General features: G+C 72.7%; 19 protein-coding genes. 5 read left to right on the top strand and 14 right to left on the bottom strand.

Going from position 1 to position 24,716, the window contains the following annotated elements:
• Positions 1–92: 92 nt before the first annotated feature.
• The 6 genes from IF89_RS0129990 to IF89_RS0129965 form a co-directional block, all read right to left on the bottom strand.
• The gene (locus tag IF89_RS0129990) at positions 93–3,083 is read right to left on the bottom strand and encodes a hypothetical protein (RefSeq protein ID WP_158717942.1); all 2,991 of its coding nucleotides are present in this window, start codon (positions 3,081–3,083) and stop codon (positions 93–95) included.
• Positions 3,084–3,418: 335 nt separating this feature from the next.
• On the bottom strand, positions 3,419–3,973 hold the full coding sequence (locus IF89_RS0129985; protein ID WP_043194584.1) for a DUF5994 family protein: 555 nt from the start codon (positions 3,971–3,973) through the stop codon (positions 3,419–3,421).
• 150 nt (positions 3,974–4,123) lie between these two features.
• On the bottom strand, positions 4,124–5,323 hold the full coding sequence (locus IF89_RS0129980) for a PP2C family protein-serine/threonine phosphatase (RefSeq protein ID WP_030774764.1): 1,200 nt from the start codon (positions 5,321–5,323) through the stop codon (positions 4,124–4,126).
• Between the two features lie 272 nt (positions 5,324–5,595).
• Positions 5,596–6,420 carry a DUF4239 domain-containing protein gene (locus tag IF89_RS0129975; RefSeq protein ID WP_030774763.1) on the bottom strand — a complete coding sequence of 275 codons (825 nt, stop codon included), beginning with the start codon at positions 6,418–6,420 and terminating at the stop codon, positions 5,596–5,598.
• A gap of 57 nt (positions 6,421–6,477) precedes the next feature.
• Complete coding sequence (locus IF89_RS0129970) at positions 6,478–6,774, bottom strand: hypothetical protein (RefSeq protein ID WP_051807828.1); 297 nt, start codon at positions 6,772–6,774, stop codon at positions 6,478–6,480.
• A gap of 117 nt (positions 6,775–6,891) precedes the next feature.
• Positions 6,892–8,451 (bottom strand): APC family permease, encoded by a 1,560-nt coding sequence (locus tag IF89_RS0129965; protein WP_030774758.1) that lies wholly within the window; start codon positions 8,449–8,451, stop codon positions 6,892–6,894.
• Between the two features lie 316 nt (positions 8,452–8,767).
• Here IF89_RS0129965 and IF89_RS0129960 point away from each other — a divergent pair, with 316 nt between their 5' ends.
• Both IF89_RS0129960 and IF89_RS0129955 read left to right on the top strand, forming a co-directional pair.
• Complete coding sequence (locus IF89_RS0129960; RefSeq protein WP_030774757.1) at positions 8,768–9,856, top strand: DNA alkylation repair protein; 1,089 nt, start codon at positions 8,768–8,770, stop codon at positions 9,854–9,856.
• A gap of 54 nt (positions 9,857–9,910) precedes the next feature.
• Entirely contained in the window at positions 9,911–11,716 is a 1,806-nt protein-coding gene (locus IF89_RS0129955; RefSeq protein WP_030774756.1) for a hypothetical protein, read from the top strand.
• A 42-nt stretch (positions 11,717–11,758) separates the two neighbouring features.
• Here the strand turns inward: IF89_RS0129955 and IF89_RS0129950 are convergent, their stop codons facing one another.
• The 5 genes from IF89_RS0129950 to IF89_RS0129930 all read right to left on the bottom strand — a co-directional run bounded on the left by IF89_RS0129950 (position 11,759) and on the right by IF89_RS0129930 (position 18,094).
• Positions 11,759–13,222 (bottom strand): aldehyde dehydrogenase family protein, encoded by a 1,464-nt coding sequence (locus tag IF89_RS0129950; RefSeq protein ID WP_030774755.1) that lies wholly within the window; start codon positions 13,220–13,222, stop codon positions 11,759–11,761.
• A complete protein-coding gene (locus IF89_RS0129945) occupies positions 13,219–14,958 on the bottom strand; it encodes an N-acyl-D-amino-acid deacylase family protein (RefSeq protein WP_030774754.1) in 1,740 nt (579 codons plus the stop codon). Before IF89_RS0129945 ends, IF89_RS0129950 begins: the two co-directional genes overlap by 4 nt.
• A 157-nt stretch (positions 14,959–15,115) precedes the next feature.
• A complete protein-coding gene (locus IF89_RS0129940) occupies positions 15,116–16,237 on the bottom strand; it encodes an LLM class flavin-dependent oxidoreductase (RefSeq protein WP_030774752.1) in 1,122 nt (373 codons plus the stop codon).
• A 108-nt stretch (positions 16,238–16,345) separates the two neighbouring features.
• Positions 16,346–17,131 (bottom strand): SDR family NAD(P)-dependent oxidoreductase, encoded by a 786-nt coding sequence (locus tag IF89_RS0129935; RefSeq protein WP_030774750.1) that lies wholly within the window; start codon positions 17,129–17,131, stop codon positions 16,346–16,348.
• A 54-nt stretch (positions 17,132–17,185) separates the two neighbouring features.
• Complete coding sequence (locus tag IF89_RS0129930) at positions 17,186–18,094, bottom strand: LLM class F420-dependent oxidoreductase (protein WP_199820582.1); 909 nt, start codon at positions 18,092–18,094, stop codon at positions 17,186–17,188.
• Positions 18,095–18,388: 294 nt separating this feature from the next.
• On the opposite strand from IF89_RS0129930, the gene IF89_RS46180 reads away from it, so the two are divergent.
• Complete coding sequence (locus tag IF89_RS46180; RefSeq protein ID WP_158717941.1) at positions 18,389–18,784, top strand: hypothetical protein; 396 nt, start codon at positions 18,389–18,391, stop codon at positions 18,782–18,784.
• Here IF89_RS46180 and IF89_RS0129920 read toward each other — a convergent pair.
• Positions 18,756–19,562 carry a hypothetical protein gene (locus IF89_RS0129920; RefSeq protein ID WP_030774745.1) on the bottom strand — a complete coding sequence of 269 codons (807 nt, stop codon included), beginning with the start codon at positions 19,560–19,562 and terminating at the stop codon, positions 18,756–18,758. The genes IF89_RS46180 and IF89_RS0129920 overlap by 29 nt on opposite strands.
• A gap of 759 nt (positions 19,563–20,321) precedes the next feature.
• Here IF89_RS0129920 and IF89_RS0129915 point away from each other — a divergent pair.
• Positions 20,322–20,765: an NUDIX hydrolase gene (locus IF89_RS0129915; protein WP_030774744.1), complete on the top strand. Its 444-nt coding sequence runs from the start codon at positions 20,322–20,324 to the stop codon at positions 20,763–20,765.
• A gap of 84 nt (positions 20,766–20,849) precedes the next feature.
• On the opposite strand, the gene IF89_RS0129910 is transcribed toward IF89_RS0129915, so the two are convergent.
• Positions 20,850–21,704: a trypsin-like serine peptidase gene (locus IF89_RS0129910; RefSeq protein ID WP_234327915.1), complete on the bottom strand. Its 855-nt coding sequence runs from the start codon at positions 21,702–21,704 to the stop codon at positions 20,850–20,852.
• 238 nt (positions 21,705–21,942) lie between these two features.
• Here IF89_RS0129910 and IF89_RS0129905 point away from each other — a divergent pair, with 238 nt between their 5' ends.
• On the top strand, positions 21,943–23,286 hold the full coding sequence (locus IF89_RS0129905; protein ID WP_030774740.1) for a ricin-type beta-trefoil lectin domain protein: 1,344 nt from the start codon (positions 21,943–21,945) through the stop codon (positions 23,284–23,286).
• A 69-nt stretch (positions 23,287–23,355) separates the two neighbouring features.
• Here IF89_RS0129905 and IF89_RS0129900 read toward each other — a convergent pair whose 3' ends face one another.
• The gene (locus IF89_RS0129900; RefSeq protein ID WP_030774738.1) at positions 23,356–24,588 is read right to left on the bottom strand and encodes an amidohydrolase family protein; all 1,233 of its coding nucleotides are present in this window, start codon (positions 24,586–24,588) and stop codon (positions 23,356–23,358) included.
• Positions 24,589–24,716 lie beyond the last annotated feature (128 nt).

Raw genomic sequence — 24,716 nt, 5'->3', positions numbered from 1 at the left:
CTTGTCCGTGTAGTACCCCGTCACGTCGGCGATCAGGTCCACCGAACCGGCGTTGTTGCGCAGGTCGACCTTCCCGTTCACCACCGGCACCGTCACCAGGTTCGGCACGATCTGCCCGGGTGCGAAGTTGAGGTTCGACACCGAGGGCCTGGGTTGCCCGTTCGGGTAGACTTCGCCGCACCCGTACCGTCACGCGTGTCCAGGAACCGCGCCGGACCGTGCGGCACGAACCGGCTCTTCGTGGCGGCCGTCGGCGCGGTCACCGTGTAGGCCTTGGTGATCCGGCTGCCGATGTAGCGGCCCACGTCATAGAGGCCCGGCTGGAGGCCGGTGGTGTCGACCAGGACCTTCATCGACGTTCCGTCCGGGCTCACGGAGAGCGGCTTCATGAAGGGGCCGTCGGCGAACTGCGAGCCGCTCGGCATCAGCATGAGCTCCGTGGTCAGGGTGAGGTCCTGTCCGTGGACGACCGCCTGGTTCAGCGTCCCGGCGGGACCCGCCGCGGGGCTGATGCCGGATATCCAGGGGTTGCGCGGCTGCCCGGCGCACCCGGTGACGCAGGTCCCCCGCAGGGTGAACTCGACCGGCAGCACTGTCCTTGCAGGGCTCAGCATCAGGACGGCCTGGCCGGCCGGGGCGTCGCTGTCGACGGAGCAGAGGGTGTTGAACCCGCCGTCGCACCGGTATCCGGAGGAGGTTCCGGAACCCTCCCAGCCGTGGGCGGCGAGCAGGCTGAGTTGCGCGGTGGACCAGCTGTCGAGGTCGTTGGTCGTACTCACCCCGCTGACACCGAAACTCTGCGACGGCTTCATGTCGACGACCGCGCAGTAGGCGCTCGCGGTCTGCGTCAGCACACCACTGCGCTCGGGGAAGCCCTCCGCCGAGATCCGGTTCGCCGCACACTCCGGCACCCAGCCCCCGGACGTGGCGACCTTCCAGGTGTCCACGTCCGCGTGGATCGGCTTGCCCGCGTGGCCGTGGGGGAGGACGACCGCGACGTACGACGTGGATCCGGTGACCCGGCAAGCCTCGGTGTACTGCTGGCACTGCAGCGCGCCGGCCGCGTCGACCACCTGCAGCCTCGCGGCGGGGTCGTCCTTGCCGCCGGCCGTCCTGGCGCCCAGCCAGAACTTGTCGGTGGCGGAGCCGCTCACGCGGACGCACCGGGCGTCGAGCGGCGACGTCAGGTCGAAGGAAACGGCCTGGGCGCCGACCTTCGTCGATACCGGGGCGGTGCAGTTCGCCGTCGCCGAGATGTCCCGCCGGGCCAGCTGGTAGGTCTCCGGGGCCCGTCCGACCATCATGACGGTGTACGCAGTGCCGGGCGTGAGGCGGCACGTCACGACGGATCCGCCCATGCACGCGACGTTGCCGGCGGGATCGGCGGCGTAGAACGTCGCGCCCTGCTGGCCGTACGGGGCGGAGTAGGCCAGCACCTCGGCGGCCGTGTGCTGGGCGGCGGGCAACGTCAGGCACGTCTGCAGGGCGCCGACGGCCAGCGACGCCTGCGCGCCCACCGATGCGTCGAAGCCGGTCCGCGGCCAGGCCGCGCACCCGGCGGCCTCCCCCGTCCGGTGGACCGCCAGCCCGTACGCCTTCGACGGCGTGCCGGTCAGGACGGCCCGGAAGGGCGCGGTCCCGGTCAGCTTGCACACCGGGTGATAGCCGGAGTACTCGCACTGCTTCGACCCGGCCGCGTCGTACACCAGGACGCCGAGGCTCTCCACGCCCGCCGGTGTCCGGTCGAGCAGGTACACGCCCGTGCCGGAGGCGGTCGGCAGGGTCAGGCACAGCTTCTGCCCGGGTCCGCCGAACGTGCCGCTCACCGGCCCGGCGACGAGGCCGTTGTCGTGGGTGGCGGTGCAGCCGCGGCTCTCCTTGGCGGAGTGGAAGGCCATGCCGAAGGCGGTGGGAGCCTCGGGCTTCGGCGTGGCGACCCACGTGTGGTCGCCGACGGGCAGATCGCATCCGCCGTACTGGCAGGGGCTGGGCATGGCGGCGCCGGCCGCGGTGAACAGCGTGCCGGCGGGGGCGGGACCCGCCGCCACCGGGCCGAAGGAGTGCCAGGCCGGCTGGGACACCCGCAGGGTGCGGCAGCGCACCGTGGAGGTCAGGTCCGGGGAGACACCGAACGCCTGCGGCTCCACCACCGCACAGCCCTCCGGCCTGGACAGACGCGCCAGGGCGACGTCGTACGCCGCGTGGCCCGACCCGAAGGCACTGAGCGCCGCCATGCGGAACGGCGCGGTTCCGGTGAGCTTGCAGTCGAGCGGGACGCTCCCGGAGTTCTGCCAGTCGCGCACGGTGGCGCAGACCTGCTTGCCGGTCGCGTCGTAGACGATGTGGTGGATGTCCTTGGACGACGAGTAGCTGCGGAGCACGTCGTTCGCGACCAGGTCCAGCGCGTAGCAGTCACCGGCCGAACCGGCCGGCAGGGAGCCCTGGAAGACCTTGGGGGCGCCGAGCCTGCGGTCCGCCGGAGCGACCGTCGTGCAGGTGGTGGACGAGGCCAGTGGCAGGTACGAGGCCCAGATCTGGGTCTGCGAGCCGGTGGTGTTCTCCACCTTCATCGTGTAGGTGCCCGCCTGCGCGACGGGGCAGCGGACCGCTCCGTACGTGTAGTCGGCGGAACCCAGGACGTGCTCGCACGTGAGGGTCGCGCCGGCGGGTGACACCAGCTTGGGCCGGATGATCCCGGGCGACGTGACCACCTGCAGGACCACCGCGTCCGGCGCGGGCAGGGTGATCGAGAACGACGCCGTGGTGTTCGTCTCCACCGCGCAGTTGACGATCGTGCTCGGCTGCAGGCCCGCCGGGCAGGCAGCGCTCGCCCGACCGCTCTGCTGGAGCGAGCGCAGTACGGCCTCGCGCTCGCCCGCCGGATCGCTCTTCGGCGCTGTGGCCGTGGGACCCGACACGGGGGCCGCCGCGACAGCGGGGCCGGCGGCGGCGGGCGGCGGCGTCGCCGCGGCGGCGGCGACCCCCGCCGGGCCGGTCAACGATGCCAGTACGGAGAGCAGCAGGGCCCCGGAAGCGACCGCGACCCTGCCCCTGCCCGGTCTCTCGCGCACTGTTCTGCCCATCGGCAGCAATCTCATGGAGCCCCCAGCTCAGCAGGTCCTCGTCCTGTGTCTTCACACGACGGGCAGCCGGAGCTTATATGGCCACTACATGAGGCCTGCAGCGGGGCGGCGCCGGCGCCGCAGCTCCGCCCGGACCGTCGTGCCGACGGGGCGGTCCGTGACGCCCCGTTCCGCGGCCGTGCAGGACGGCGCTGGCGGCGAACTCGGCCACGAACGAGGAGCCCGGTGTCGGCGGACAGCGCGGTGGATTCCGGGAAGCCCCAGCCGTCCAGCTGGACGAGGGCCGACTGCCGGGCCGGCCGGGCCCCGCGACGCGGGTTGGCGGAGCCGTCTGCTCACCGGCGCATGTTCCACGGAAGCGGGATCATCCGCGCACCGACGACCGGATGCCCCGCGGGCGCGGAGGCGGTTGCGCCCTCGCTCTCCCCGGAGTCATCGCGGCTGCGTGCGTCTCGGATGCGGCGGCCGGTGGCGGCTTCGTCGGCCATCAGGGTGGCGACGGCCCGGACGTTGCCGGGGAGGGCGGCGGCGGCCATGAGCCGTTGTGCCGCGGCGGCTTCGGTCTCGGGCGGTATCACCAGCAGGTCGCACCGGCCGACAGCGTAGGAAAACAGGATCATGGTGTCGGAGTCCTGCTCCGTGAACCAGCCCAGCTGGACGGCGCGACCGTCCGCGACACTGATCCTCGGCGGGACCTCCAGCCAGCAGGTGGGGCTGGCCGTGAGCCGGGTGATGCGGCCGAAACGGGCGTCCAGTGCGTCGGCCAGGGACGGAAGCTCGGCCGCGAGGTCGCGGGACCTGGGCCACCAGGCGCCGTCCAGCAGGCCGGCGAGGGCGGTCTTCGGCGTCAGGGTCAGACGTACCGAGAAGGGGGAAGCGGTGCCAGTCATGATCGCGGGCTCATCCCCGGGCCGCCTTGTGGGCGGCGCCATGTAGTGATCGCCGGAAACGACGTCCGCGTGGGAGCGGGTGTACGAGTTACTCCCGGTAATCCGAGTCTACTCCGCGGCGTTGCCTGACGAGCGGCCCAGGTCGGGGCGTCATCCCCGCCATTCGACCAGGACGAGGGTGGCGTCGTCCGAGGTGACCTCGCCGCGTGCCCGCTTGAGCGTGTGGGAGAGGTCCCGGGCGACCGCGCGGACCCCTCTGTCCGACTTCTCCAACTGGTTCACCCATTCGATGAGCTGGTCCTCACCGAACTGCTCCTGACCGCTTTGGTGCTCCTCGACCAGCCCGTCGGTGAAGCAGAGGATGCGGTCCCCCGGTTCGAGCTCCACCTCGCTGACCTGCGGCTGTGCTCCCCCGAAGCCGACGGGCAGGGTCGTGGGACTGTTCAGGCGGCGCACGACGCGGTGATGGCGGACCAGCATGGGGGCCGGGTGCCCCGCATTGACCCACTGAAGGTGGCCCGTGTCGGTGTCCAGGCGCATCATCTGGGCGGTGACGAAGTGGTCGGGGGCGAACTGCTCGGCCACGGCCCGGTCCATGAAGAGGTAGATCTCGGCGAGTTCGACGCTGATCCGGCGGGCGTGCCGGTACGCGCCAATGGCCACCGTGGCCATCGTGGCGGCGTTCAGCCCGTGGCCCATGGCGTCGATCACGGCAAGGTGGAAGGTGTCCCCGTTCAGCGCGTAGTCGAAGCTGTCGCCCGCCACGTCGTAGGCGGGTTCCAGGACTCCGGCGACGCCGATCCGGGGCGTCATCATGACGAGGGGCGGCATGAGCGACCACTGGATCTCGGCGGCGAGGCTCATCGGCTCGCTGCGCCGGGTGCGGAAGAAGAGGTCGGTGCAGCTGTTCTTGCTCTCCAACATGTCGGCGACCAGACCTGCCATCCTGCGCAGCATCCGGCGGTCGTCGTCGTCGACCTGGTCCAGGGTGGCAGCCAGCACCCCCGCCTGGTCGCCACCGTCCCACAGCGGGGCGTAGACCCGAACCCCACCGCTCAGCGCACGCTCGACGGGCCGGGAGGTGAGGAGGCACCGGCCCGCGTCCGAGCAGTCGATGCGCAGCGGTTCCCCGCCCACCAGCCCCTCGCCCTCCAGAGGGACCAGCCTCTCCTGCCCGTAGTCCTGGAGGAGGATCTGCGGCTGCCGCCCACCCAGCCGGGCCACCGCGTCGGCCACGACGGGACCGACCAGGTGGGGTGGCAGCTCCGGGGCCACGTCCAGGAGCCCGCCCAACAGTCCCTCCCCGAAACTCTCCGATCGATCCGGAGCCCCGTGCTGTCCGGCTGCCATACAGGTGCCTCCCACCGCGCGGACTGCGCACCCGGTCCGGCACCGCCGCAGGCCGACGGCCGGCCGCGGGGCTCCGCCGGCCCGTACCCGTAGCCGAACAGCCGCTCCGGGGGACGCCGTACCGGCGTCCCACCCTCAAGAGTGCGCCTCGACGGCCGGACGGGCCACACCGCTGACAGGGACGACCGGCGCGGGCGCCGTCGCGCCGTGCAGCTCCCGCCCAACCCGTACGGGGATGCGGGGGCCGTCACCGTCGGCCGGCGGCTGGTGCTCTACCCCTGCACCGGAGGCTGATCCGCCGGGGCGTCGGGCGCCCAGAACCGGGCCAGCGCCGCCTCCTGGTACGGGGCGGGGCTCACGCTCAGGTCGCCGGCGAAGGGCCGGTCCAGGGCCACCACCAGGAGCAGGCTGAAGCCGATCAGCCCGGCGACGGCGGACACGAAGAGCAGCTGCATCTTCAGGCTGCGCAGTCCGAAGAGGAAGGTCAGGGGGACGATCACCAGCGCACCCCCGTACACGAGCACCTGGAGCAGGACCGGCAGGGAGGTCTCGGCCATCGTGATCCGGGCGCGGCGTTGCGAGTTGAGGTCGTTCAGGCGGGTGACCGCCTCCTCGTAGAAGGTCTCCGCGCGCGGGCCCTGCGGCTCGTAGGCCATGAGGGCCTGGTACAGGGCGTGCGTCTGGGCGCCGGTCGCCTCGTAGCTGGGCCGGCCCTCCCGCATCAGGGGCCACTGCACCTCGACGACGGCGTGCGTGTACGCCCCGACGGCCGCGTGGACGCGTGCCCGGTCGGCCGCGGGGAAGGCGTCGGCGCTGCGTACGACGGCGGCGAGGTCGGCGGCCTCGGCGGCGATGATGTTCTGGGTGGTCTCCAGCTGCGTCCACAGCGTGACGACGACGAAGGCGAGGATGATGCCGTAGATCGCGCCGAACATGCCGAGCGCGATCCCGACCATCTCGTTGTGCTCCCCCTGCGCCAGGTGCGGGAAGCAGCGGCGGGCCGCCATGCTCCCGGCGACGGCGAGGCCGGTGAGGCCGCCGACGATGAGGACGGCGATGACGAAGGTGCTGAGGCTGTTGAGCAACCAGAGGATCATGCGCTGCTCAACGAGCGGGACGGGCCGAGATCCCGGCCCGTCCCGTACCGGCCGTGATCACTCGACCTTCGGGGTCTTCGGCAGCCCCGCGTCCAGGGCCGTGCCGGCGCCGCCGAGGGAGCTGTCGGTGGCCTTCGTGGCGGAGCCGACCGCGCCCTGGGTCACCGCGACCGCCGTCTTGGCGTCCTGGACGGTCTGCGCGGGGTGGTCGGCGATGTCGACGACGCGGCCGACGAGCGGCGCCGCCCCGGACGGCTCGTCGGCGGTCGCGGCGTGCGCGGCGGCGGGAAGGAGTGCGAGGGCCGCGCCCCCGGACAGGACCAGGGCGGTGAGGGTGCGCTTCATGGCAGTCATGCCCGGCCCAACGACCCCCCGCACCCGAGGTCACCGCGCGCAACGCCGGCGGCCCCGGATCGGGGGGATCGATCCGGGGCCGCGGGGATGACTCAGTGGGTGGCGTGGCGCGGGGTGTCAGTCCTCGACCACCAGCGACGGGGTGGACTTCGTGAGGACCTCGCCGCGGAAGAAGGCGGGGCTGCGGCGCTCGGTGACGAACATGATCACCAGGCCGAGGGCGAGCAGGCCCACGCCGATGATGAAGACGCTGCCGACGCCGAGGACGGTGGAACCGGACCCGTAGGCCGGGTCCCACATGTCGAAGAGGGTCTTGCAGAACACCGCGGCCAGCAGGAGCCCGCCCAGGACGGGGAAGACGCCCTTGAAGAACAGGTCGCGGGAGGAGCGGCGCAGCTCGGCGCGGAAGTACCAGGCGCAGGCGAAGGCGGTCAGCGAGTAGTAGAAGCAGATCATCAGGCCGAGCGCGAAGATCGTGTCGGTCAGGACGTTCTCGCTGACCAGGGTCATCACCGTGTAGAAGAGCCCGGTGGCGGCGCCCGCCATGACGGTGGCGCGGCCCGGGGTCTTGAACCGGGGGTGGACCTTGGCGTACGACGGCGGCAGGGCCTCGTACGTCGACATCGCGAGGACCGTGCGGGCCACCGGGATGAAGGTGGTCTGCAGGGAGGCCGCGGCGGAGGCCAGGACGGCGACGAAGAGCAGGATGCCGAGGACCGGGCCCATCACCGGGCCGGCGAGGGCCGCGAAGACGTTGTCGGAGGTCTCCTCGTTGGCGAGGCCGAGGCCCTCGCCGCCCGAGCCGACGGCCATCTGGGCTGCGATGCCGGTGGCGAGGTAGGAGCCGACCAGGACGACCATGGCGATGAGCGAGGCGCGGCCGGGGGTCCTGGTGGAGCCGGTGGTCTCCTCGTTGGTGGCCAGGCAGGCGTCCCAGCCCCAGTACATGAAGATCGAGAGCGAGAGTCCGGCGGTGAAGGCCGCCATGGACTCGACCGCGAAGGGGTTCATCCAGGACCAGGAGAAGTCCAGGCCGGTGTCGAAGGTGCCGGCGGAGGCCTTCTGGAAGGCCATCGCGACGAAGACGGCGAGGACGACGAGCTGGAGGCCGACCAGGGCGTACTGGACGCCCTTGGTGGCGGTCATGCCGCGGTAGCTGATGGCGGTCGCGACGGCGATCAGCGTCAGGCAGGTGGCGATGTGGACGAGCTTGTTGTCGTCCAGGGCGGCGATCGACGCATTGCCCGTGATCTCGCCGGCCAGCAGCCAGAAGTAGGAGGTGGCGACGCCGGCGAGGTTGGACAGCACGATGATCGTGGCGATCACCAGGCCCCAGCCGCACATCCAGCCGATCCGCGGGCCGAAGGCCTTCACGGTCCAGGTGAAGGAGGTGCCGCAGTCCGGCATGGCCTTGTTGAGTTCGCGGTAGGCGAAGGCGACCAGGAGCATCGGGAGGAAGCCGGCGAGGAAGATCGCGGGCATCTGCAGGCCGACCTCGCCGGCGGTGGAGCCGAGGGTCGAGGTCAGGCAGTAGACGGGCGCGACGGTGGAGATGCCGATGACGGCGCTGCCCACAAGCCCTACGGAGCCCTTGCCGAGCCCCTTGCCGCGGACATCGCCGTCGGCGACGCCGCTTACCGTGTCTCCGGCCTGAGGCCGAACATCCAGCTGAGTCATGGGTCAGGACGTTAGAGGGTGCGTTTTCCACATCTGGAGGATCGAACTCCGGAAAAGAACCGCTCCAGAAGCCTTGGAATCCTGAGGCTGAAGCCGTTCACGAACACGTAATGAAAGGTTCACTTGGGCATCCAACCGCGGTTCGACAGGCTCGACAGAGAAGGTTTCGTCATGCGGAAACCGCAGGCATGTCCGATTTGCGCCATTCCAAACTTTCCCTCGTGACTTTGCGGTGACCATCGGTAACGCGGTATACGACCCGGACCGGGCCCCGGAGCAGCCCCGCCCACGGCGCGGCATCCGCGACACTGTCCCCATGCCCACGGCCGATGAACTCCTCAGCGCGGACACCGTCACCGCCCTCGCCGGCCTCCTGGCCCGGGCCGGCGGCCGCCCGTCCGCCCCCGCCCTGACCGCCCGTGCCGCCGCCCTGGACGGGCTGACCTACAGCGGCCGGGTCACCGCCGTCCGCGACGCCGTCCTCGCCGACCTCCCCGAGGACTGGCCCGGCTTCGAGGCCGTCGTGCGCACTGCGCTCGCCGAACCGGCCTTCGCGGGGTGGATGACCTTCCCCGTCAACGAGGCCGTCGCCGTCCGCGGACTGGAGGTGTTCGAGCCCGGCCTGGAGCTGCTGCACGACCTCACCTCCCGGCTGACCGCCGAATCCGCAGTACGGCCCTTCCTGCGCGCCGACCCCGACCGCGCCCTGGCCGTCGTACGGAAGTGGACGGACGACCCCGACCCGCACGTACGGCGCCTCGCCAGCGAGGGCACCCGGCCCCGGCTGCCGTGGGCCCCGCAGCTCCCCGCCTTCGTCGCGGACCCGCGCCCCGCCCTGCCCTTGCTGGACGCCCTCCACTCCGACGCATCCGAGTACGTCCGCCGCTCCGTCTCCAACCACCTCAACGACATCAGCCGGGACCACCCCGCCCTCGCCGTCGAGACCGCCGCCCGCTGGCTCTCCGAGCCCGCCGACACCACGGACCGCGTGGTCCGGCACGGGCTGCGCACCCTGGTCAAGGCCGGCCGCCCCGAGGCACTGACCCTCCTGGGCCACGCCCCGGACGTCCCGGTCACGGTGCGCGGGCCGGTGGTCACCACCCCGCGCGTGGCCGTCGGGGAGTACCTCGCCTTCGACTACGCCGTCACCAACACCGGCGAACTCCCGGCCCATCTGGTGATCGACTACGTCGTGCACCACACCAAGGCCAACGGCACCCGCACCCCGAAGGTGTTCAAGCTCGCCACCCGCCCGCTGGCCCCCGGCGAGACCCTGGCCGGCACCAGGCGGCACTCCTTCAAGCCGATCACCACCCGCCGCTACCACTCGGGGGAACACCTGGTGCAGCTCCAGGTCAACGGCCGCGTCCGCGGGGAGGCCGTTTTCTCGCTGGACGCCGGATGATCACTGCGGCATGCTGCGGGGCATGACCTACGGAATCGAGTTCCGCCCCGCCCGGTGAGCGCCCGCGAAGAGCGCCCGGCGCTCACTTCCCGGACCGCCTCCCTCCACGACTACGCCCTGTTCCGCCACGGCATCGACCCGGACGCAAGGGTTCCGCGCAAGGGCTTTCCCCTGCCCGAAGGGCCACCGGAGCCGGAGCCCCGCCGCGAGGGCCTGACCTGGCGGCAGGCCCGGGCCGAAGTGGCCGACGCCCTCACGCCCCTGCTCGCCGACCCCGACCCGGTACGCGCCGCCGAGGCCGTCCACCGCCGGGTCGCCGAACTGGCACTGCCGCACCGCACCCTGCGGGCCCACGCGGCACGGCTCGCCCTCACCGACGAGGACGCCGCCCGGCGGACGGCCCAGCGGCTGATCCGCACCGGTACCGACGTGGCGGCCGTCGACGTGGGCATGGCCCTGCTGATCCGCCTCGGTGAGCCCGAGGACGTCCCCTGCCTGAAGGCCCTGGGCACACTGCGCGGCCTGGCGGACGCCGCGAGCGCCGCCCTCGACCCGCTCGACCGGCAGGCGGCCGCCCTGCTGGTGCTGCGCAGCCGCGACCGCTCCGAGGCGCTGACACCGCTGACCGACGCGGTCGCCTCCGGCGACACGGAGGCCGTCCGGTCGGCGCTGCTCGCCCTGCCCGACGAGCGCGCCCTGTGGGACCCCCGGCGCATCGCCGAGGCCGCCGATCTGCGCGGGCTGCTCCGGGAACGGCCGCGGGACGCCGACCTGCTCGCGCTGACCGGCCGGCTGCTGCACCGGATGGCCTGCCAGCACGACGGCCGCCCCGCGATCCTCGACTACCTGCCCGCCCGGGCCGTCTACGAGGCCCTGGTCCGGCACGCCGACGCACTGCCCCCGACCCCCGAGCACCGGTCGCTGCTGCTGTCGATCGCCGTGGACCTGCACAGCGGAGCCCCCGTGCTGCTGAACTGGCGGCCCGGGCGGCGCCGGGCCCTGCTCGACGCCCTGGACCGGCTGCTGCCCGAGACCGCTTCGGCCCCCGCGGCCGGGGCCGCGCCCGGCGACCGGCACGCCGACTGGTTCCGACGCACCCGGCACCTGCCCTTCACCCGGACCGAGGGCGGTGACCGGCCGCGGTGGGAGGTCGTGGTCGTCGTCCACGACCCCGGGGACTCCCCCGCCGTCGAAACCCGGATCCTGGTGGCCGGACTCCCCCTCGTACCCGCCCTCTTCGGCAAGGGTCGGGGCAACCCGCCCGAGTACCTGCTCGACAGCGGCCGCCTGCGCGCCCACCCGGAGCCGCACGAGGTGCAGCTCGTCGAGGCGTACTGCACCGAGGGCTGCTGCGGTGCGCTGTATGTGACGATCCGCCGGGACGGCGACGAGGTGGTGTGGGACGGATGGCGCGGCGTGGTCGGCCCGCTGCCACCCCCCATGCGTTTCGACGCGGCCGCCTACGACGCCGAACTCGCACGCGCCGAGGGGGACCACTCGTGGTGCTGGCCGGCCCGCAGCACCGCCCGGCTGATCGCGGCCGGCCTGCGCGACCGGCCCGAACTGACAGCCCGGTGGGAACTCGCACCGGCCTGGATCGGCACCGACTGGCAGGACCCGGACACCACCGTGGTACATCTGCGGTACAGGCCGACCGCGCCCCCGGCCGGCACCCGCGGATCACTCTTCTTCGACTGGCGGCTGCCCGACGGCGACGGTCCGCCCGGCGAGCGCGCGGCCGCCGCCCTGCGACGGCTGGAGACGGACGATCCGAAGGACTTCGCCGCCTACGCCGGCGGCGACCGCGAACTGGCCGAGGCCCTGGGCCTCGTCGAGCGCCCGAGCGGCCCGGAGGCGTGACACGGCTCCGGCCGGGGGCCGTACCCCCGGCCGGACACTCCCCTACGTCGTCCAGACGATCGACTGGATCTCGCTGTACGCGTGGAGGGCGTAGGAGCCGACGTCGCGGCCGACCCCGCTGCGCTTGAAGCCGCCGAACGGGGCCTCCATGTTGCGGCCGACGGTGTTCACGCCGACCCCGCCCGCCCGCAGCCGCCGCGCGATGCGGAAGGCACGCGCCGAATCCCCTGACCAGACGTAGCTCAGCAGGCCGAAGTCGCTGTCGTTGGCCAGCCGGACCGCCTCGTCCTCGTCGCCGTCGAAGGGGACGACCACGACGACCGGGCCGAAGATCTCCTCGCGCACCACGCGCATGTCGTTCGTGCAGTCGACGAGCAGGGTCGGGGCGACGTAGAAGCCCCGGCCGTCCCCGACCACGGGGCGTTCACCGCCGTGGGCGATCCGGGCGCCCTCCTTCCGCCCCAGCTCCACGTACGACTCCACCCGGTCGCGGTGCGCCGCCGAGATGACCGGGCCGACGACCGTCCCGGCCGCCGCCGGGTCGCCGACCTTCATGAAGGCCAGGTAGCCGGTGAGCTTCTCGACCAGCTGCCCGTAGACCGAGCGGTGGACGATCACCCGGGTCGGGGCGGTGCAGATCTGGCCGGAGTAGAAGGAGAAGGTGGTGCCGATCCCCAGCACCGCCGCGTCCAGGTCGGCGTCGTCCATGACGACGGCCGCGCCCTTGCCGCCCAGTTCCATCAGCTGCCGCTTCATCGTGCGGCCGCAGACCTCCGCGATGCGCTGCCCGACGGCGGTGGAGCCGGTGAAGGACACCATGTCCACGTGCGGGGAGTCCACGGCGGCCTCGCCGACCTCCACCGCCTGACCGCCGACGACGTTGACGACGCCCGCCGGGACCCCGGCCTCGTGCAGGGCCTGCGCCATCCGGAAGACGGACAGCGGGTCCTGCGGCGCCGGCTTCACCACCACCGTGTTGCCCATGGCCAGGGCGGGGGCCACCTTGCCCGCCGGGTTCGCCCACGGATTGTTGTAGGAGGTGATGCAGGCGACCACTCCGACCGGCTGGCGGACCTCCAGCGCGCCCAGGATGCTCGCCCTCCCCATCGGGCCGGCCTCCGTGACCTGCGGCGGCAGTCCCTTCTCGACCGGCTCCAGGGCGCCCTCGGCGTAGCGGCGGAAACGGGCGACGCCCACCCCGACCTGCATGCCGCGGGCGATCCCCGTCGGTGCACCCGTCTCGGCGCGGGCCAGCACCGTCCACGGCTCGAACTCGCGCTGCATGATGTCGGCGGCCCGGTCGAGGATCTCCGCCCGGGCCTGCGGTGTGGTGCGCGACCAGCTCTCGAAGGCCTCCGCCGCGGCGCGGGCCGCGTCCGCGACCTGCTCGCGCGAGGCCTCGGGGGCGAGGCCGACCACCGACTCGTCGGCGGGGTTGACGACCTCGTAGTGGCCGCCGGCGGGCTCCACCCATTCGCCGCCGATGTAGAGGGGTTGGGCGTTCAACGGGTGCTCACCGTCCTCGTGTCCCGGCCCGACCGCAGCACGATGCCCGGGACGGCGCCGGTCACCTCGTCGTCGCGGACGGTCTCGACGCCGTTGACGCGCACCGAGACGATGCCGATGGCGCGCGCGTCGAGGCGGGGGCTGTGGCCGGGCAGGTCGTGGACGAGGGTGGCCGGGCCCGCCTCGATGCGTTCGGGGTCGAAGAGGACCAGGTCCGCGTGGTAGCCCTCGGCGAGGCGCCCGCGCCCGCGCAGCCCGAACAGTCGGGCCGGGTCGTCCGTGAGCATCCGTACCGCCTCCTCCAGCGGCACCAGCCTGCGGCCGCGCAGGCAGTCGCCGAGGAAACGGGTCGTGTACGGGGCACCGCACATCCGGTCCAGGTGGGCGCCGGCGTCGGAGCCGCCGAGCATGACGTCCTCGTGCTGCCAGGTCCGGGCGCGCAGGGCCCAGCTCGCCGGGTCGTTGTCGGTGGGCATCGGCCACAGCACGGTGCGCAGGTCGTCGTTGGCGCAGATCTCGACGAGGCACTGGAAGGGGTCCTGGCCGCGTTCGGCGGCGATGTCGTTCACGACCCGCCCGGAGAGTCCCTCGTTCTCCTTGCTGTAGGTGTCGCCGAGGACGTACCGGCCGAAGTCGGCCAGGCGCCGGAAGACGCCGGCCTCCTTGCTGTCGGCGCGGCGCAGCATGTCGGCGCGGACGTCCGGGTCGCGGAGCCTGGCGATCCGCTCGGGGACGGGGAGGGCGAGGACCTCGCCCCAGCCGGGGATGAGGTTCAGGGCGCAGAAGGTGCCGAGCGACATGTTCATCGGGGTGAGGATCGGCATGGTCAGTGCGACGATGCGGCCGCCGGCCCGTCGGGCGCGTTCGCTGGGGACGAGCTGGCGGGGGACGCGTTCGGGGACGGCGGCGTCGATGGTGAGGACGTTCCAGTTCAGGGGCCGTCCTGCGGCGGCGCTCATGTCGACGAGGAGGTCGATCTCCTCGTCGGAGAACTGGTCGAGGCAGCCGGCGACGATCGCTTCGAGCTGGGTGCCTTCGTGTTCGCCGACCGCGCGGGAGAGCGCGAGCAGTTCGGCGGGCCGCGCGTGCCGGGAGGCGACGGGCGCGCCGGCGCCGTCGGAGTGGGTGGCGGACTGGGTGGTGGACAGGCCCCAGGCGCCGGCGTCCATGGCGTCGTGGAGGAGGTCGAGCATCCGCTGCATCTGCTCGGGCGTGGGCTGTCCGCCGACGGCGTCCTCGCCCATGACGTGGTGGCGCAGGGCGCAGTGCCCGACCATGAAGCCGGCGTTGACGGCGATCCGGCCCTCCAGGGCGTCGAGGTATTCGCCGAAGGTGGACCAGGTCCAGTCGACGCCCTCCTCCAGGGCCTTGAGGGCCATGCCTTCGACCTTGCTCATCATGCGGCGCGTGTAGTCGGCGTCCTCGGGACGGTCGGGGTGGAGCGGGGCGAGGGTGAAGCCGCAGTTGCCTCCGGCGACGGTGGTGACGCCGTGGTTCATGGAGGGTGTGGCGTACGGGTCCCAGAAGAGCTGGGCGTCGTAGTGCGTGTGCGGGTCGACGAAGCCGGGGGTGAGGACGAGGCCGGTCGCGTCCTCGCTGGTGCGGGCCTCCTCGGTGACGGTGCCGGGTGCGGCGATGACGGCGATGCGGCCGTCGCGTATGCCGAGGTCGGCGACGCGGGCCGGGGCGCCGGTGCCGTCGACGACGGTCGCGCCCTTGATCAGGTGGTCGAGCATGACGTCCCTTCGCGCTGTCAGCCTCGCCGGCGAGGCTGGGTCTGTGCCCCGGCCGGAGGCCGCCGGGGCGACCGCGGCCTCGGCATGGCCCCCGGCCGGGGCCGGTGCGGGACGGCGGTCCGGGAAGACGCCGTCCCCGCTGGTGCCCCCGCAGGGGTCAGGCGGACTGACGGAAGCGCGTCGTGCGGTGCACCGGGTCCGTGTCGATGTGCGGGATCACGTGCTCGCCGATCAGCTTGATCGTGGTCATCGTGTCCTCGTACGAGACACCGGTCGGCAGGCCGAAGGAGAGCTGGTCCGCCCCCGCCTGCTCCCAGCGCTTGCACTGGGCGCGGACCTCCGACGGGTCGCCGCAGATCAGGAGTTCCTCGGCGATCAGCAGCTCGATGATCTCCGCGTTGTACTCCGGCAGGGTCTCGGGCCACTCGGGGATCGCCTCGGGCCGCGGGAAGGTGTCGTGGTAGCGGAAGACCAGCGACTGGAAGCGGTTCATGTGGGCGTTGACGGCGATCTCGACGGCCTTGTCGTGGGTCTCGGCGCAGATCGCGGTGGAGGTGACCATCACGTTGTCGTTGACGAAGGCGCCGATGGCCCGCGCCTCCCGGACGGCCGTCTTGTACTGGTCGAGGACCCACTCCATGTCGGAGACCTTCTGCACGCTGAAGCCCAGCACGCCGAGGCCCTTCCTGGCCGCCATGGCGTAGGAGGAGGGGGACCCGGCGGCGTACCACATGGCGGGGTGGGCCTTGCCGTACGGCTTGGGGAAGACCTTGCGCGGCGGTAGCGACCAGTGCTTCCCCTGGAACCCCTCGTACTCCTCCTGGAGGAACATCTTGGGGAATTCCGCGATGGTCTCCTCCCAGATCTCCTTGGTGCCGTTCATGTCCTCGATCCCGGGCAGGAAGCCGAGGATCTCGTGGCTGCCGGCGCCGCGGCCGGTGCCGAACTCGAAGCGGCCCTTGGAGAGGTGGTCGAGCATGGTGACCTTCTCGGCCACCTTGACGGGGTGGTTCACCGGGGCGAGCGGATTGAAGATGCCGGAGCCGAGGTGGATGCGTTCGGTGGCGTGCGCGAGGTAGCCGAGGAACACCTCGTTCGCCGACAGGTGCGAGTACTCCTCCAGGAAGTGGTGCTCGGAGGCCCAGGCGTACTTGAAGCCGGACTTGTCGGCCTGGATGACGTACTCGGTCTCCTCGACCAGCGCCTTGTGCTCTGCCTCGGGGTCGACCCTGGACCGCGCCTGCGGCACGTATCCCTGCACGAAGAGCCCGAATTCCAAGGGGTTCACCGTCCTCTGTTTTCTGACGTTGCGTCAGATTCGATGTCCCGACTGTTCCACCGCGAAGCGCGGAGCGTCAATACCTGACGCTCCATCAGCTCCACCCGGCTACAGGACGCTGACGCCCGCCATCCAGCCGCCGTCGATGACGAACGGCTGGCCCGTGATGTACGAGGAGTCGTCGCCGGTCAGGAAGAGCGCGAGCCTGGCGATCTCCTCCGGGCGGCCCACCCGCCCCATCGGCACCACGCGCCGGTAGAGCTCGGCCATCGCCTCGCGGGCCTCGTCGGTCATCTTGTCGGGGTCCAGCAGGCCGGGGTTGGCCATGGGAGTGTCCACCGCGCCGGGGCACATCGCGTTGACCCGGATGTTCTTGGCGGCCAGCTCCAGCGCGGCCACCCGGGTCAGGCCGAGGATCGCCGCCTTGGTGGCGGCGTAGGTGCCGACGTACGCCATGCCGGTCAGGCCGGTGTAGGAGGAGGTGTTGACGATGGTGCCGCCGCCGGCCGCCTCGATCTCGGGCGCCACCGCCTTGATGCCGAGGAAGGCGCCCACCTGGTTGACCTGCACCACCTGCTGGAACTCCTCCAACGGGGTCGCGGTCAGCTCGTTGAAGCGCAGGATGCCCGCATTGTTGACCAGGCCGTCGATCCGGCCGAAGGCCTCCTTCGCGGCGGCCACCGCGGCCGTCCAGTCCTCCTCCCGGCGCACGTCCATCCGGACGTACCGGGCACGGTCCTCGCCGATGTCCTCGGCCACCGCCGCGCCCTGCTCGTCCAGCACGTCGCCGAGGAGCACCCGGGCCCCCTCGGCGGCGAAGAGCCGCGCCTCCTGCTCGCCCTGGCCGCGCGCCGCACCGGTGATGATGACGACGCGCCCGTCCAGCTTGCCCATGTCGTACTCCCTGCTGCCGGTCGTGGAGGTGCCGTTGAGGTGCTGGGACACGCCCTAGTCGTTGAGGTGCGGGGCCACTTCCGCTCCGAAGGCCGTGATCTGGTCGACGAGTTCGGCACGGTCGCGGCTGCGGAAGCGGACCTGGATCTGGTCCACACCGAGCGCCCCGTACTCCCGCAGGGACTCCGCGAGCGCCTCCGCCTTGCCGGTGAGCGTGCGGCGGCCGGTGTCCCAGCCCGGCTCGCCGACGTACAGCGCCTCGGTGATCGCCCCGATCTCGAAGGGGGCGTCCACACCGGCCTCGGCGCGCAGCCGGCGGATCCGGGCGATCTGCGCCGGGAGCCGGTCGCGCGGGTCGCCCTGCGGGAGCCAGCCGTCCCCGCGGACGGCAGCCCGGCGGACGGCGGCGGGCGAGGAGCCGCCCACCCAGACGGGGATCCGCTCCTGGGCGGGCCGGGGCAGCTGCCCGAGGTTCCGGAAGGAGAACAGCTCGCCCTCGAACTGCGGGTACTCCTGCGGTCCGAGCGCCGCCCGTAGTGCGTCGAGGGTCTCGTCGAGGACGGTCCCGCGGCGGGCGAAGTCCACGCCGAGGACCTCGAACTCCTCCTGGACGTGCCCGGCGCCGACACCGAGGATCAGCCGGCCGCCGCTGAGGTGGTCGAGGGTGGCGTACTGCTTGGCGCTGACCAGCGGGTGGCGCAGGCCGAGGATCGCCACGTGGCTCATCAACCGCACGTGCTCGGTGATCCCGGCGAGGAAGGACAGGGTGGCCACCGGGTCGTACCAGACGGTGCCCATGGGCCCCGCGAGCCGCCGCGGGATCGCCACGTGGTCGCAGGCGGCCAGGTAGCCGAAGCCGGCCCGGTCCGCGGCCCGCGCGACCGCGGCGAGGTCGGCGGCGCCGGCCGACGCCTCCCACGGTTCGGCGTAGAGGGTGCTCTGCGACTGGACGGGGAGCTGCATCCCGTGGACCAGCCGACCTTCCGGAAACACGCGCGCCATGGCGGGCCCGCCTCGCCTTCGTCTGCCGATGGGTCATATCGGTGCCGGGCCATCGTGATACCTGACGGCCCGTCAGACAAGAGGTGCGTCGGGAGTGCCGGTCCCCGGGCCTGGTCCGACCGGCCGGACACCCTCCGAGGTCTCGGCCGTGGATCCGATGCTCACGCTCATCAGCGGGGTCGCCCGGACGACCGTACGTCGAGGCCGTCCGCGTCGGACTGCGGGACCGGACCTACGCCAGGCCGGTCACCGCACTTGCGCTGCGCTTCACCCGGTGGGCGATCCACGCCGCCCACGAGGCCGCGGGACCTCTCCGCCCAGGGCGCGGCCGACATCGTCGGGGCGGCGGCCGACGTGGTGATCATCTACACCTGTCCGCGCTTCGCCACGCCGAGCGCTGCCCGAGTTCGCCGCCCGGCGGCTCTCGCCATCGCCGTGCACGCCTCCCGGCGCGGCCCGCACGGCCGGTCCCCGACCACCGGCATCGCCACGCGGCTCGGGGCCCTGGCCCCGACGCTGCTGTTCGGCGCGCCGGAGGACCCGCCGTTCATCCTCGGCCTCCTGTGCAGCGTCTTCGACCTGGCCTGCACCGGGCTGCTGCTGCGCGGACCCCGCGCCCCCGTCAGAAGCCCTCCGGCCCCATCACGATGACCGGTTTCGCCGCCGGGTCGAGGGTCTGCAGGACCTTGCGCATGGCGTCCTTCGGGATGCCGACACAGCCCTGGGACGGCCCGTCGTGGTCCACGTGGAGCCAGATGTTGCCGCCCTTGTCCTCGCCGTCCGGCATGACCGGGTCCAGCGGGGAGTGGCCGGGGCGGCGGTTGAAGTCGATGGCGACGACGTAGTCGAAGGACCCCACCAGGGACTCCCCGTTCACCCCGCGCCCCGTGGCCACGAAGGCCCGGTTCTCGTCGTACGGGAGCCGCGTGCCCGGCGGCGCGGACAGCAGACCGCCCGCGTCGGTGAGCGCGAAGACGCCCTGGGGCGAGGTCAGGTCCCCGTACGTGCGCTCCGCGGACCAGCCCCTGGCCCCGTTGCGCGCCGGCCAGCTCTCGCCCTTGACCCAGTCGGCCCCGGCCGCGGGACGGGTGTAGAGGGTGGCGGTCGACTCCGAGGAGTCCGCGGCCCTGCCGGTGACCAGGATGAGCTGGCGGGACTCGGCCGGGATCCGCTCCCGGGTCCGTTCGCTGATCCCGGTCAGTCCCTGGAGGGGCGAGCGCGGGATGTCGCGCGCGGCCCGGTCCACGGGCTGCGGGCGCGAATCCGTGCGGGCTTGCGCCGCGCCCGCGGCCCCGTCCGGGTCCTGGGCGACGTACGCCCACCCGGCCGTGAAGGTCAGCAGACCGAGGGTGGCGGCGAGGGCCGCGCGACGGGCCGTACGGCGGTGCGTACGGGCGGGACGGGAGCGTGCTCGGGCGTGCTTGCTCATTCAACCGACCGTACCTCAACACACCATCGGAGAGGGTTTGTCCGCGTTGTGTGCGAGGGGCGCGCCACGCCGGGAACCGAGAACCGGACACCCGCCGTCAGGCCGCCGCGGGGGCGCGCCCGGGACCCGGCCGTGGCCTCCGCCTCCGTTCGCAGCGCCCATCCGGCGCCCTCACCTGCGGTGTGCCGCCGTTCGGCAGGTATGCGGACGGCTCCTCGGCGGTGGGCCTCCCCGCCCGCCGGCCGCCACCGCGCCGGCTCGCACGCACTGCCCGCCACGTACGGGCGACCCGGCGACAGCCGCGGGCCGGGCGTGGCGCCGGACGGCCGCAGGACACGGGTGCGGTCGCGGTCGAGGCGGCCGAGGACGACCCGCTGGGGCACCCTGCGCGCCCCGATTGGCGCGCGGCCCGGCTCGACGGGGCAACCGGGCGAAATCCCATGGTGCTCGGCGACGTCTCCGCCTGCCCGTCCGGACCCGGCCGGCCGGCATCGCCCCGGGCGGCGCGGCCGCGGCGCTCCACGCCGGCCCGGGTGACATGCCGTGGGCGGTGCCCCCGTGCGGGCGGTGGCCGGCGGCTTCCCCGCCGCCCCGGCGATCGGCACCCTGGCCGGCCGCCACCCCGTGTGCGCGCGCCGCCCGCCTCGCCCCCGGCCCCGGCCCCGGCCCCGGCGGCGGGCGGGACGGCCCGCCCGGTGACCGGCCCCGGGACGGGGGTAAGCCGTCCCCCGGGGCCGATCACCGACGTACCCTGAATCGATGAGGCGAACTCCCCGTCACGCGGCGCGCGTTGTCATCCTGTCCCCCACCGGGTCGGTGTTCCTCTTCCGCGAGGACAACGTGGAGGTGGGCATCCACTGGCTGCCTCCCGGCGGCGGCATCGACCCCGGCGAGAGCCCCGAGGACTGCGTCCGGCGGAAGCTGCGCGAGAAGACCGGGTGGACCGACCTGGAGCCGGAGCGCCTGCTGTGCACGTGGGAGCACGACTTCACCCACCAGGGCGTCCCGGTGCGCCAGCACGAGCACATCTACGTCACCACGGGCCCGCACCGCGAACCGACCCTGGAGGCCCCGGGCATCCACTGGCAGTGGCTGTCGGCCCGGCACCTGGCCGGCCTGCGCGAACCGGTCTGGCCGCCGCGCCTCGCGGACCTGCTGGCGAACCCCCGCCCCGCCCCGGTCCACCTGGGCCTCATGGCCTGAGGCCGCATCCGGGCCTCGGCGCCCGCGAGGCCGACCGCCACCGCGACGCTCGACGTACGTCGTGGCACCCGGCGGATCACGCCCTCAGCGGGACGCCGGGGCCTGGGCGGTGGCCCGGGCGTAGAGGGCGGCCGCGTAGTCGCCGAGGACCGTGCTGGTCGACACGTCGTCGGTGTCGCCTCCCGTGAGGATGCCGACGATCTTGCCGTCGCGGGCGATCCACGCGCTGCCGCTGGTGCCCCCGGGGAAGTCCGCGCAGTCGAAGCGCTGCTGCGTCGCGCTCTCGCGGACGGCGGTCGCGGTGCAGGTGCGGGGGATCTTGCGGTCGGCCGGATAACCGGTGACGGTGACCTCCTCGCCCGCCCGGCCGGTGGTGTCCAGGAGGGCCGCGCCGGTCACGTCCTCGATCGAGCGGCCCTGGGCGTCGGGGGCGAGCGTGGCGAAGGCGAGGTCGTAGTCGTCGTCCGTGCCCTCCGCCCAGCGCTCGTCCTCGAAGACCTCCTCGATCCTCCACGTGCCGTAGGGGGCGGTGTCGTTGGCGTAGGCCGGGGCGAAGACGGCCGTGCCCTCGCGCTGCTGCCCGGCGAGCAGGCAGTGCCCGGCGGTGACGATCAGGTTGCGGCCCGGGCTCTGCACCACGGTCGCCGTGCAGAAGTGGTCGCTGTCCAGGCCGTTGGTGAACAGCGCCCCGGTGAAGGCGGCGGGCCCGCCGGGCGGGGGCGTCACGGCCGGGGGCAGGGTGCTCCCGGGCAGGCCGGACAGGTGGGGCTTCGGCTCGTGCGAACGCGAGGGGGCCGGCGACGACTGGGCGGGCTGCGCGGCCTTGACCTGGGCGGGAGCGGCCGCCTCGGGGGGCGGCGCGAGTTTCGCCACCGCCGCGGAGGCGCCGAGCGCCGCCACCGTACACAGCACGGCCGTCACGACGCTCCGCTTGTCCACCGGCATGATGATCCTTCCGCTTTGCCCCGGCGAAGCATGCCTTGACCGCGGGGCCGGGTGCAAGGCAATGGACGACGCCTGCGCAGCCGGTCCGGCACGACCGGCAGGCAGCACGTACCGGTCAACCTTGGTCCTACGTCGCACACTTGGCCGATTCCCCTATGATCGCCGGTGGTCCACCGCCCCCGCCGCCGCGCGCGTTCGCGGGGGAAGATCCTGACGAGAGGGCAACGAACCCGTGCGAGGCACAGGCAAGCACCGGATATCCGTCGTCGCCGTGGCGGCCGTGGCCGCGATCGTGGGCGCCCTTCAGCTGCCGTCCACGGCGTTCGGCACCGACGACGTCCCGGACACCGCACGCATCGAGACCCCCGCGGACAGCGTCCCGCCGGCCGGGGACGCACCCGAGGCCCACGCGGAGGACTCCGCCGTCCACGGCAGCGACGGGACGGTCTTCCGCAACGGCGTCATGTCGCTCGCCGCACAGCCGTCGGCGCTCCCCGGGGCCGCCGCCGCGAGGTCGGCCGCCGCCGCACCCGCCCCTCCGCAGGGTGAGGGCTGGAAGCTGAGCGGTGCGACCAAGTGGCTGGCGACCGGCTACACGATCAAGTTCTACGACCAGAAGTCCGCGGACCGGCTGGGTCCCTACGTCCGGGCATCCGCCGCGGACCTGCGCCGCATCACCAACCTGCCGGTCGCCGTCGACACGAAGCCGGTGGGCTGGGACTACATGCGCCCCAAGGGCGAGGTCGTCATCGGCGTGCTGCCCCGGCCGTGCGTCCCGCCCGCCGGCGAAGGCACCATGGGCAGCACGGGCTGGAAGGTCGTCCGTGACGGCTCGGGCACCGCGAACCTCAGCTGCGGCTTCACCAGCTCCTCCGTCGCCGAGACCGTGACCAGCGGACACGCGTACATCGACGAGTCGTTCTTCACCCCGGCCGGCAAGCCGACCGCCGCCATGGGCGAGACGTACATGCGCAACCACATCAGCCACGAGCTCGGGCACACCCTGGGCCTGACCCACGCCAACCGCAGCCTGAACAGGGGCGACTGCGTCAAGGGGAGCGACTCGGGCCAGTTCCCGGTCATGTGCTCCCCCGCCCACGCCTACCAGGACAAGCGGGCGGGCACCTACGTCCAGCAGTTCGACGTGCAGGGCCTGCGCCGCCTCGCGGCGGGCGCCGGGGCGGTGCTCCCCCCGCAGGGCCGGGTGGCCGGCATCGGCTCCAAGTGCCTCGACGTCAAGGGGGGCAAGGCCGCCAACGGCACGCAGATCCAGCTCTACACCTGCAACGGCACCGCCGCCCAGTCCTGGATCCTGGGCAAGGACGGCACCTTCCGCGCGCTCGGGAAGTGTCTGGACAACGCGCGCAACGCGAGCACCGACGGCAACAGGATCGGCCTCCACGACTGCAACGGCTCGGCGGCGCAGCGCTGGTCCGTCAACGCCAAGGGCCAGATCGTCCACGTGGCCTCGGGCAAGGTCCTCGACGTGACCGGCGGCGCGACCGCCAACGGCACCGTGGTCCAGCTCCACGCGGCGAACACGAACAAGCGCCAGATCTGGACCACCCCCAAGTAGCCCGCGGGCGTCCACCGGACGGCCGCCGGACAGGGCGAATCGCCCGGTCCGGGGGCCCGACCGGGACGGTCAGGCGGCGGTGCCCGGTCCTGCCCACAGGCCGTCCGGGGTGAGTCCGAGCAGGTCGATCGCGTTGCCGCGCACGATACGGTCCACCACGTCCGGCGCCAGGTGGCCCATCTGTGCCTCGCCGACCTCGCGGGACTTCGGCCAGGTGGAGTCGGAGTGGGGGTAGTCCGTCTCGTAGAGGACGTTGCCGACGCCGATCGCGTCGAGGTTGCGCAGGCCGAAGGCGTCGTCGAAGAAGCAGCCGAAGACGTGCCCGGCGAACAGCTCCGACGGCGGCCGGTGCACCTTGTCCGCGACACCGCCCCAGCCGCGGTTCTCCTCCCAGACGACGTCCGCGCGCTCCAGGATGTACGGGATCCAGCCGATCTGGCCCTCCGCGTACATGATCTTCAGGTTGGGGAAGCGTTCGAACGTGCCGCTCATCAGCCAGTCGACCATGGAGTAGCAGCAGTTGGCGAAGGTGATGGTGGAGCCGACCGCGGGCGGGGCGTCCGCGGACGTCGAGGGCATCCGTGACGAGGAGCCGATGTGCATGGCGATGACCGTGCCGGTCTCGTCGCACGCCTGCAGGAAGGGGTCCCACTCGTCGGTGTGGATGGACGGCAGGCCCAGGTGCGGGGGTATCTCCGAGAAGGCGACCGCGCGCACGCCGCGCGCCGCGTTGCGCCGGACCTCGGCGGCGGCGAGGCGGGCGTCCCAGAGCGGGATCAGGGTGAGGGGGATCAGACGGCCCCGGGCGTCGGGGCCGCACCACTCCTCCACCATCCAGTCGTTGTAGGCACGCACCCCGAGGAGTCCCAGCTCACGGTCCTGGGCCTCGGTGAAGGTCTGGCCGCAGAACCGGGGGAAGGTGGGGAAGCAGAGGGCGGACTGGACGTGGTTGACGTCCATGTCGGCGAGCCGGTCGGGAACCGAGAAGGATCCGGGGCGCATCTGCTCGTAGGTGATGACTTCCAGCCTGATCTCGTCGCGGTCGTACCCGACGGCGGTGTCGAGGCGGGTGAGCGGCCGGTGCAGGTCCTCGTACACCCACCAGTCGCCGATCGGCCCGTCGTCGCCCCGGGCTCCCATGACGGGAGCGAACCTGCCGCCGAGGAAGGTCATCTCCTTCAGCGGGGCGCGGACGACGCGGGGGCCGGTGTCCCGGTACTTGGACGGGAGCCGGTCCCGCCAGACGTGGGGGGGCTCGACCGTGTGGTCGTCCACCGAGATGATCTTCGGGAAGGTCTCCATGGCCCTTACCGTAGCGCTGATCTGACGAACCGTCAGCTAGTTGGTCGCTGATCGGTCAGGGACGGGCTGACGGGTACACGTGAGACAGGGCAGACTGACCCTTACACCGACGGAAGGCAGGGGGGACG

The sequence above is a fragment of the Streptomyces sp. NRRL F-2664 genome, from assembly GCF_000719345.1.
GTDB lineage: Bacteria > Actinomycetota > Actinomycetes > Streptomycetales > Streptomycetaceae > Streptomyces.
This window is presented reverse-complemented; position numbering and strand designations above follow the sequence as displayed.

What these genes read in the sequence shown, in the direction of transcription:
- IF89_RS0129975 (WP_030774763.1), bottom strand. Translation starts at nt 6,420, where the DNA reads ATGATCCTCTGGTTGCTCAACAGCCTCAGCACCTTCGTCATCGCCGTC.
- IF89_RS0129945 (WP_030774754.1), bottom strand. Translation starts at nt 14,958, where the DNA reads ATGCTCGACCACCTGATCAAGGGCGCGACCGTCGTCGACGGCACCGGC.
- IF89_RS0129960 (WP_030774757.1), top strand. Translation starts at nt 8,768, where the DNA reads ATGCCCACGGCCGATGAACTCCTCAGCGCGGACACCGTCACCGCCCTC.
- IF89_RS0129990 (WP_158717942.1), bottom strand. Translation starts at nt 3,083, where the DNA reads ATGGGCAGAACAGTGCGCGAGAGACCGGGCAGGGGCAGGGTCGCGGTC.
- IF89_RS0129980 (WP_030774764.1), bottom strand. Translation starts at nt 5,323, where the DNA reads ATGGCAGCCGGACAGCACGGGGCTCCGGATCGATCGGAGAGTTTCGGG.
- IF89_RS0129920 (WP_030774745.1), bottom strand. Translation starts at nt 19,562, where the DNA reads ATGAGCAAGCACGCCCGAGCACGCTCCCGTCCCGCCCGTACGCACCGC.
- IF89_RS0129970 (WP_051807828.1), bottom strand. Translation starts at nt 6,774, where the DNA reads ATGACTGCCATGAAGCGCACCCTCACCGCCCTGGTCCTGTCCGGGGGC.
- IF89_RS0129915 (WP_030774744.1), top strand. Translation starts at nt 20,322, where the DNA reads ATGAGGCGAACTCCCCGTCACGCGGCGCGCGTTGTCATCCTGTCCCCC.
- IF89_RS0129985 (WP_043194584.1), bottom strand. Translation starts at nt 3,973, where the DNA reads ATGACTGGCACCGCTTCCCCCTTCTCGGTACGTCTGACCCTGACGCCG.
- IF89_RS0129935 (WP_030774750.1), bottom strand. Translation starts at nt 17,131, where the DNA reads ATGGGCAAGCTGGACGGGCGCGTCGTCATCATCACCGGTGCGGCGCGC.
- IF89_RS0129900 (WP_030774738.1), bottom strand. Translation starts at nt 24,588, where the DNA reads ATGGAGACCTTCCCGAAGATCATCTCGGTGGACGACCACACGGTCGAG.
- IF89_RS0129930 (WP_199820582.1), bottom strand. Translation starts at nt 18,094, where the DNA reads ATGCAGCTCCCCGTCCAGTCGCAGAGCACCCTCTACGCCGAACCGTGG.
- IF89_RS0129965 (WP_030774758.1), bottom strand. Translation starts at nt 8,451, where the DNA reads ATGACTCAGCTGGATGTTCGGCCTCAGGCCGGAGACACGGTAAGCGGC.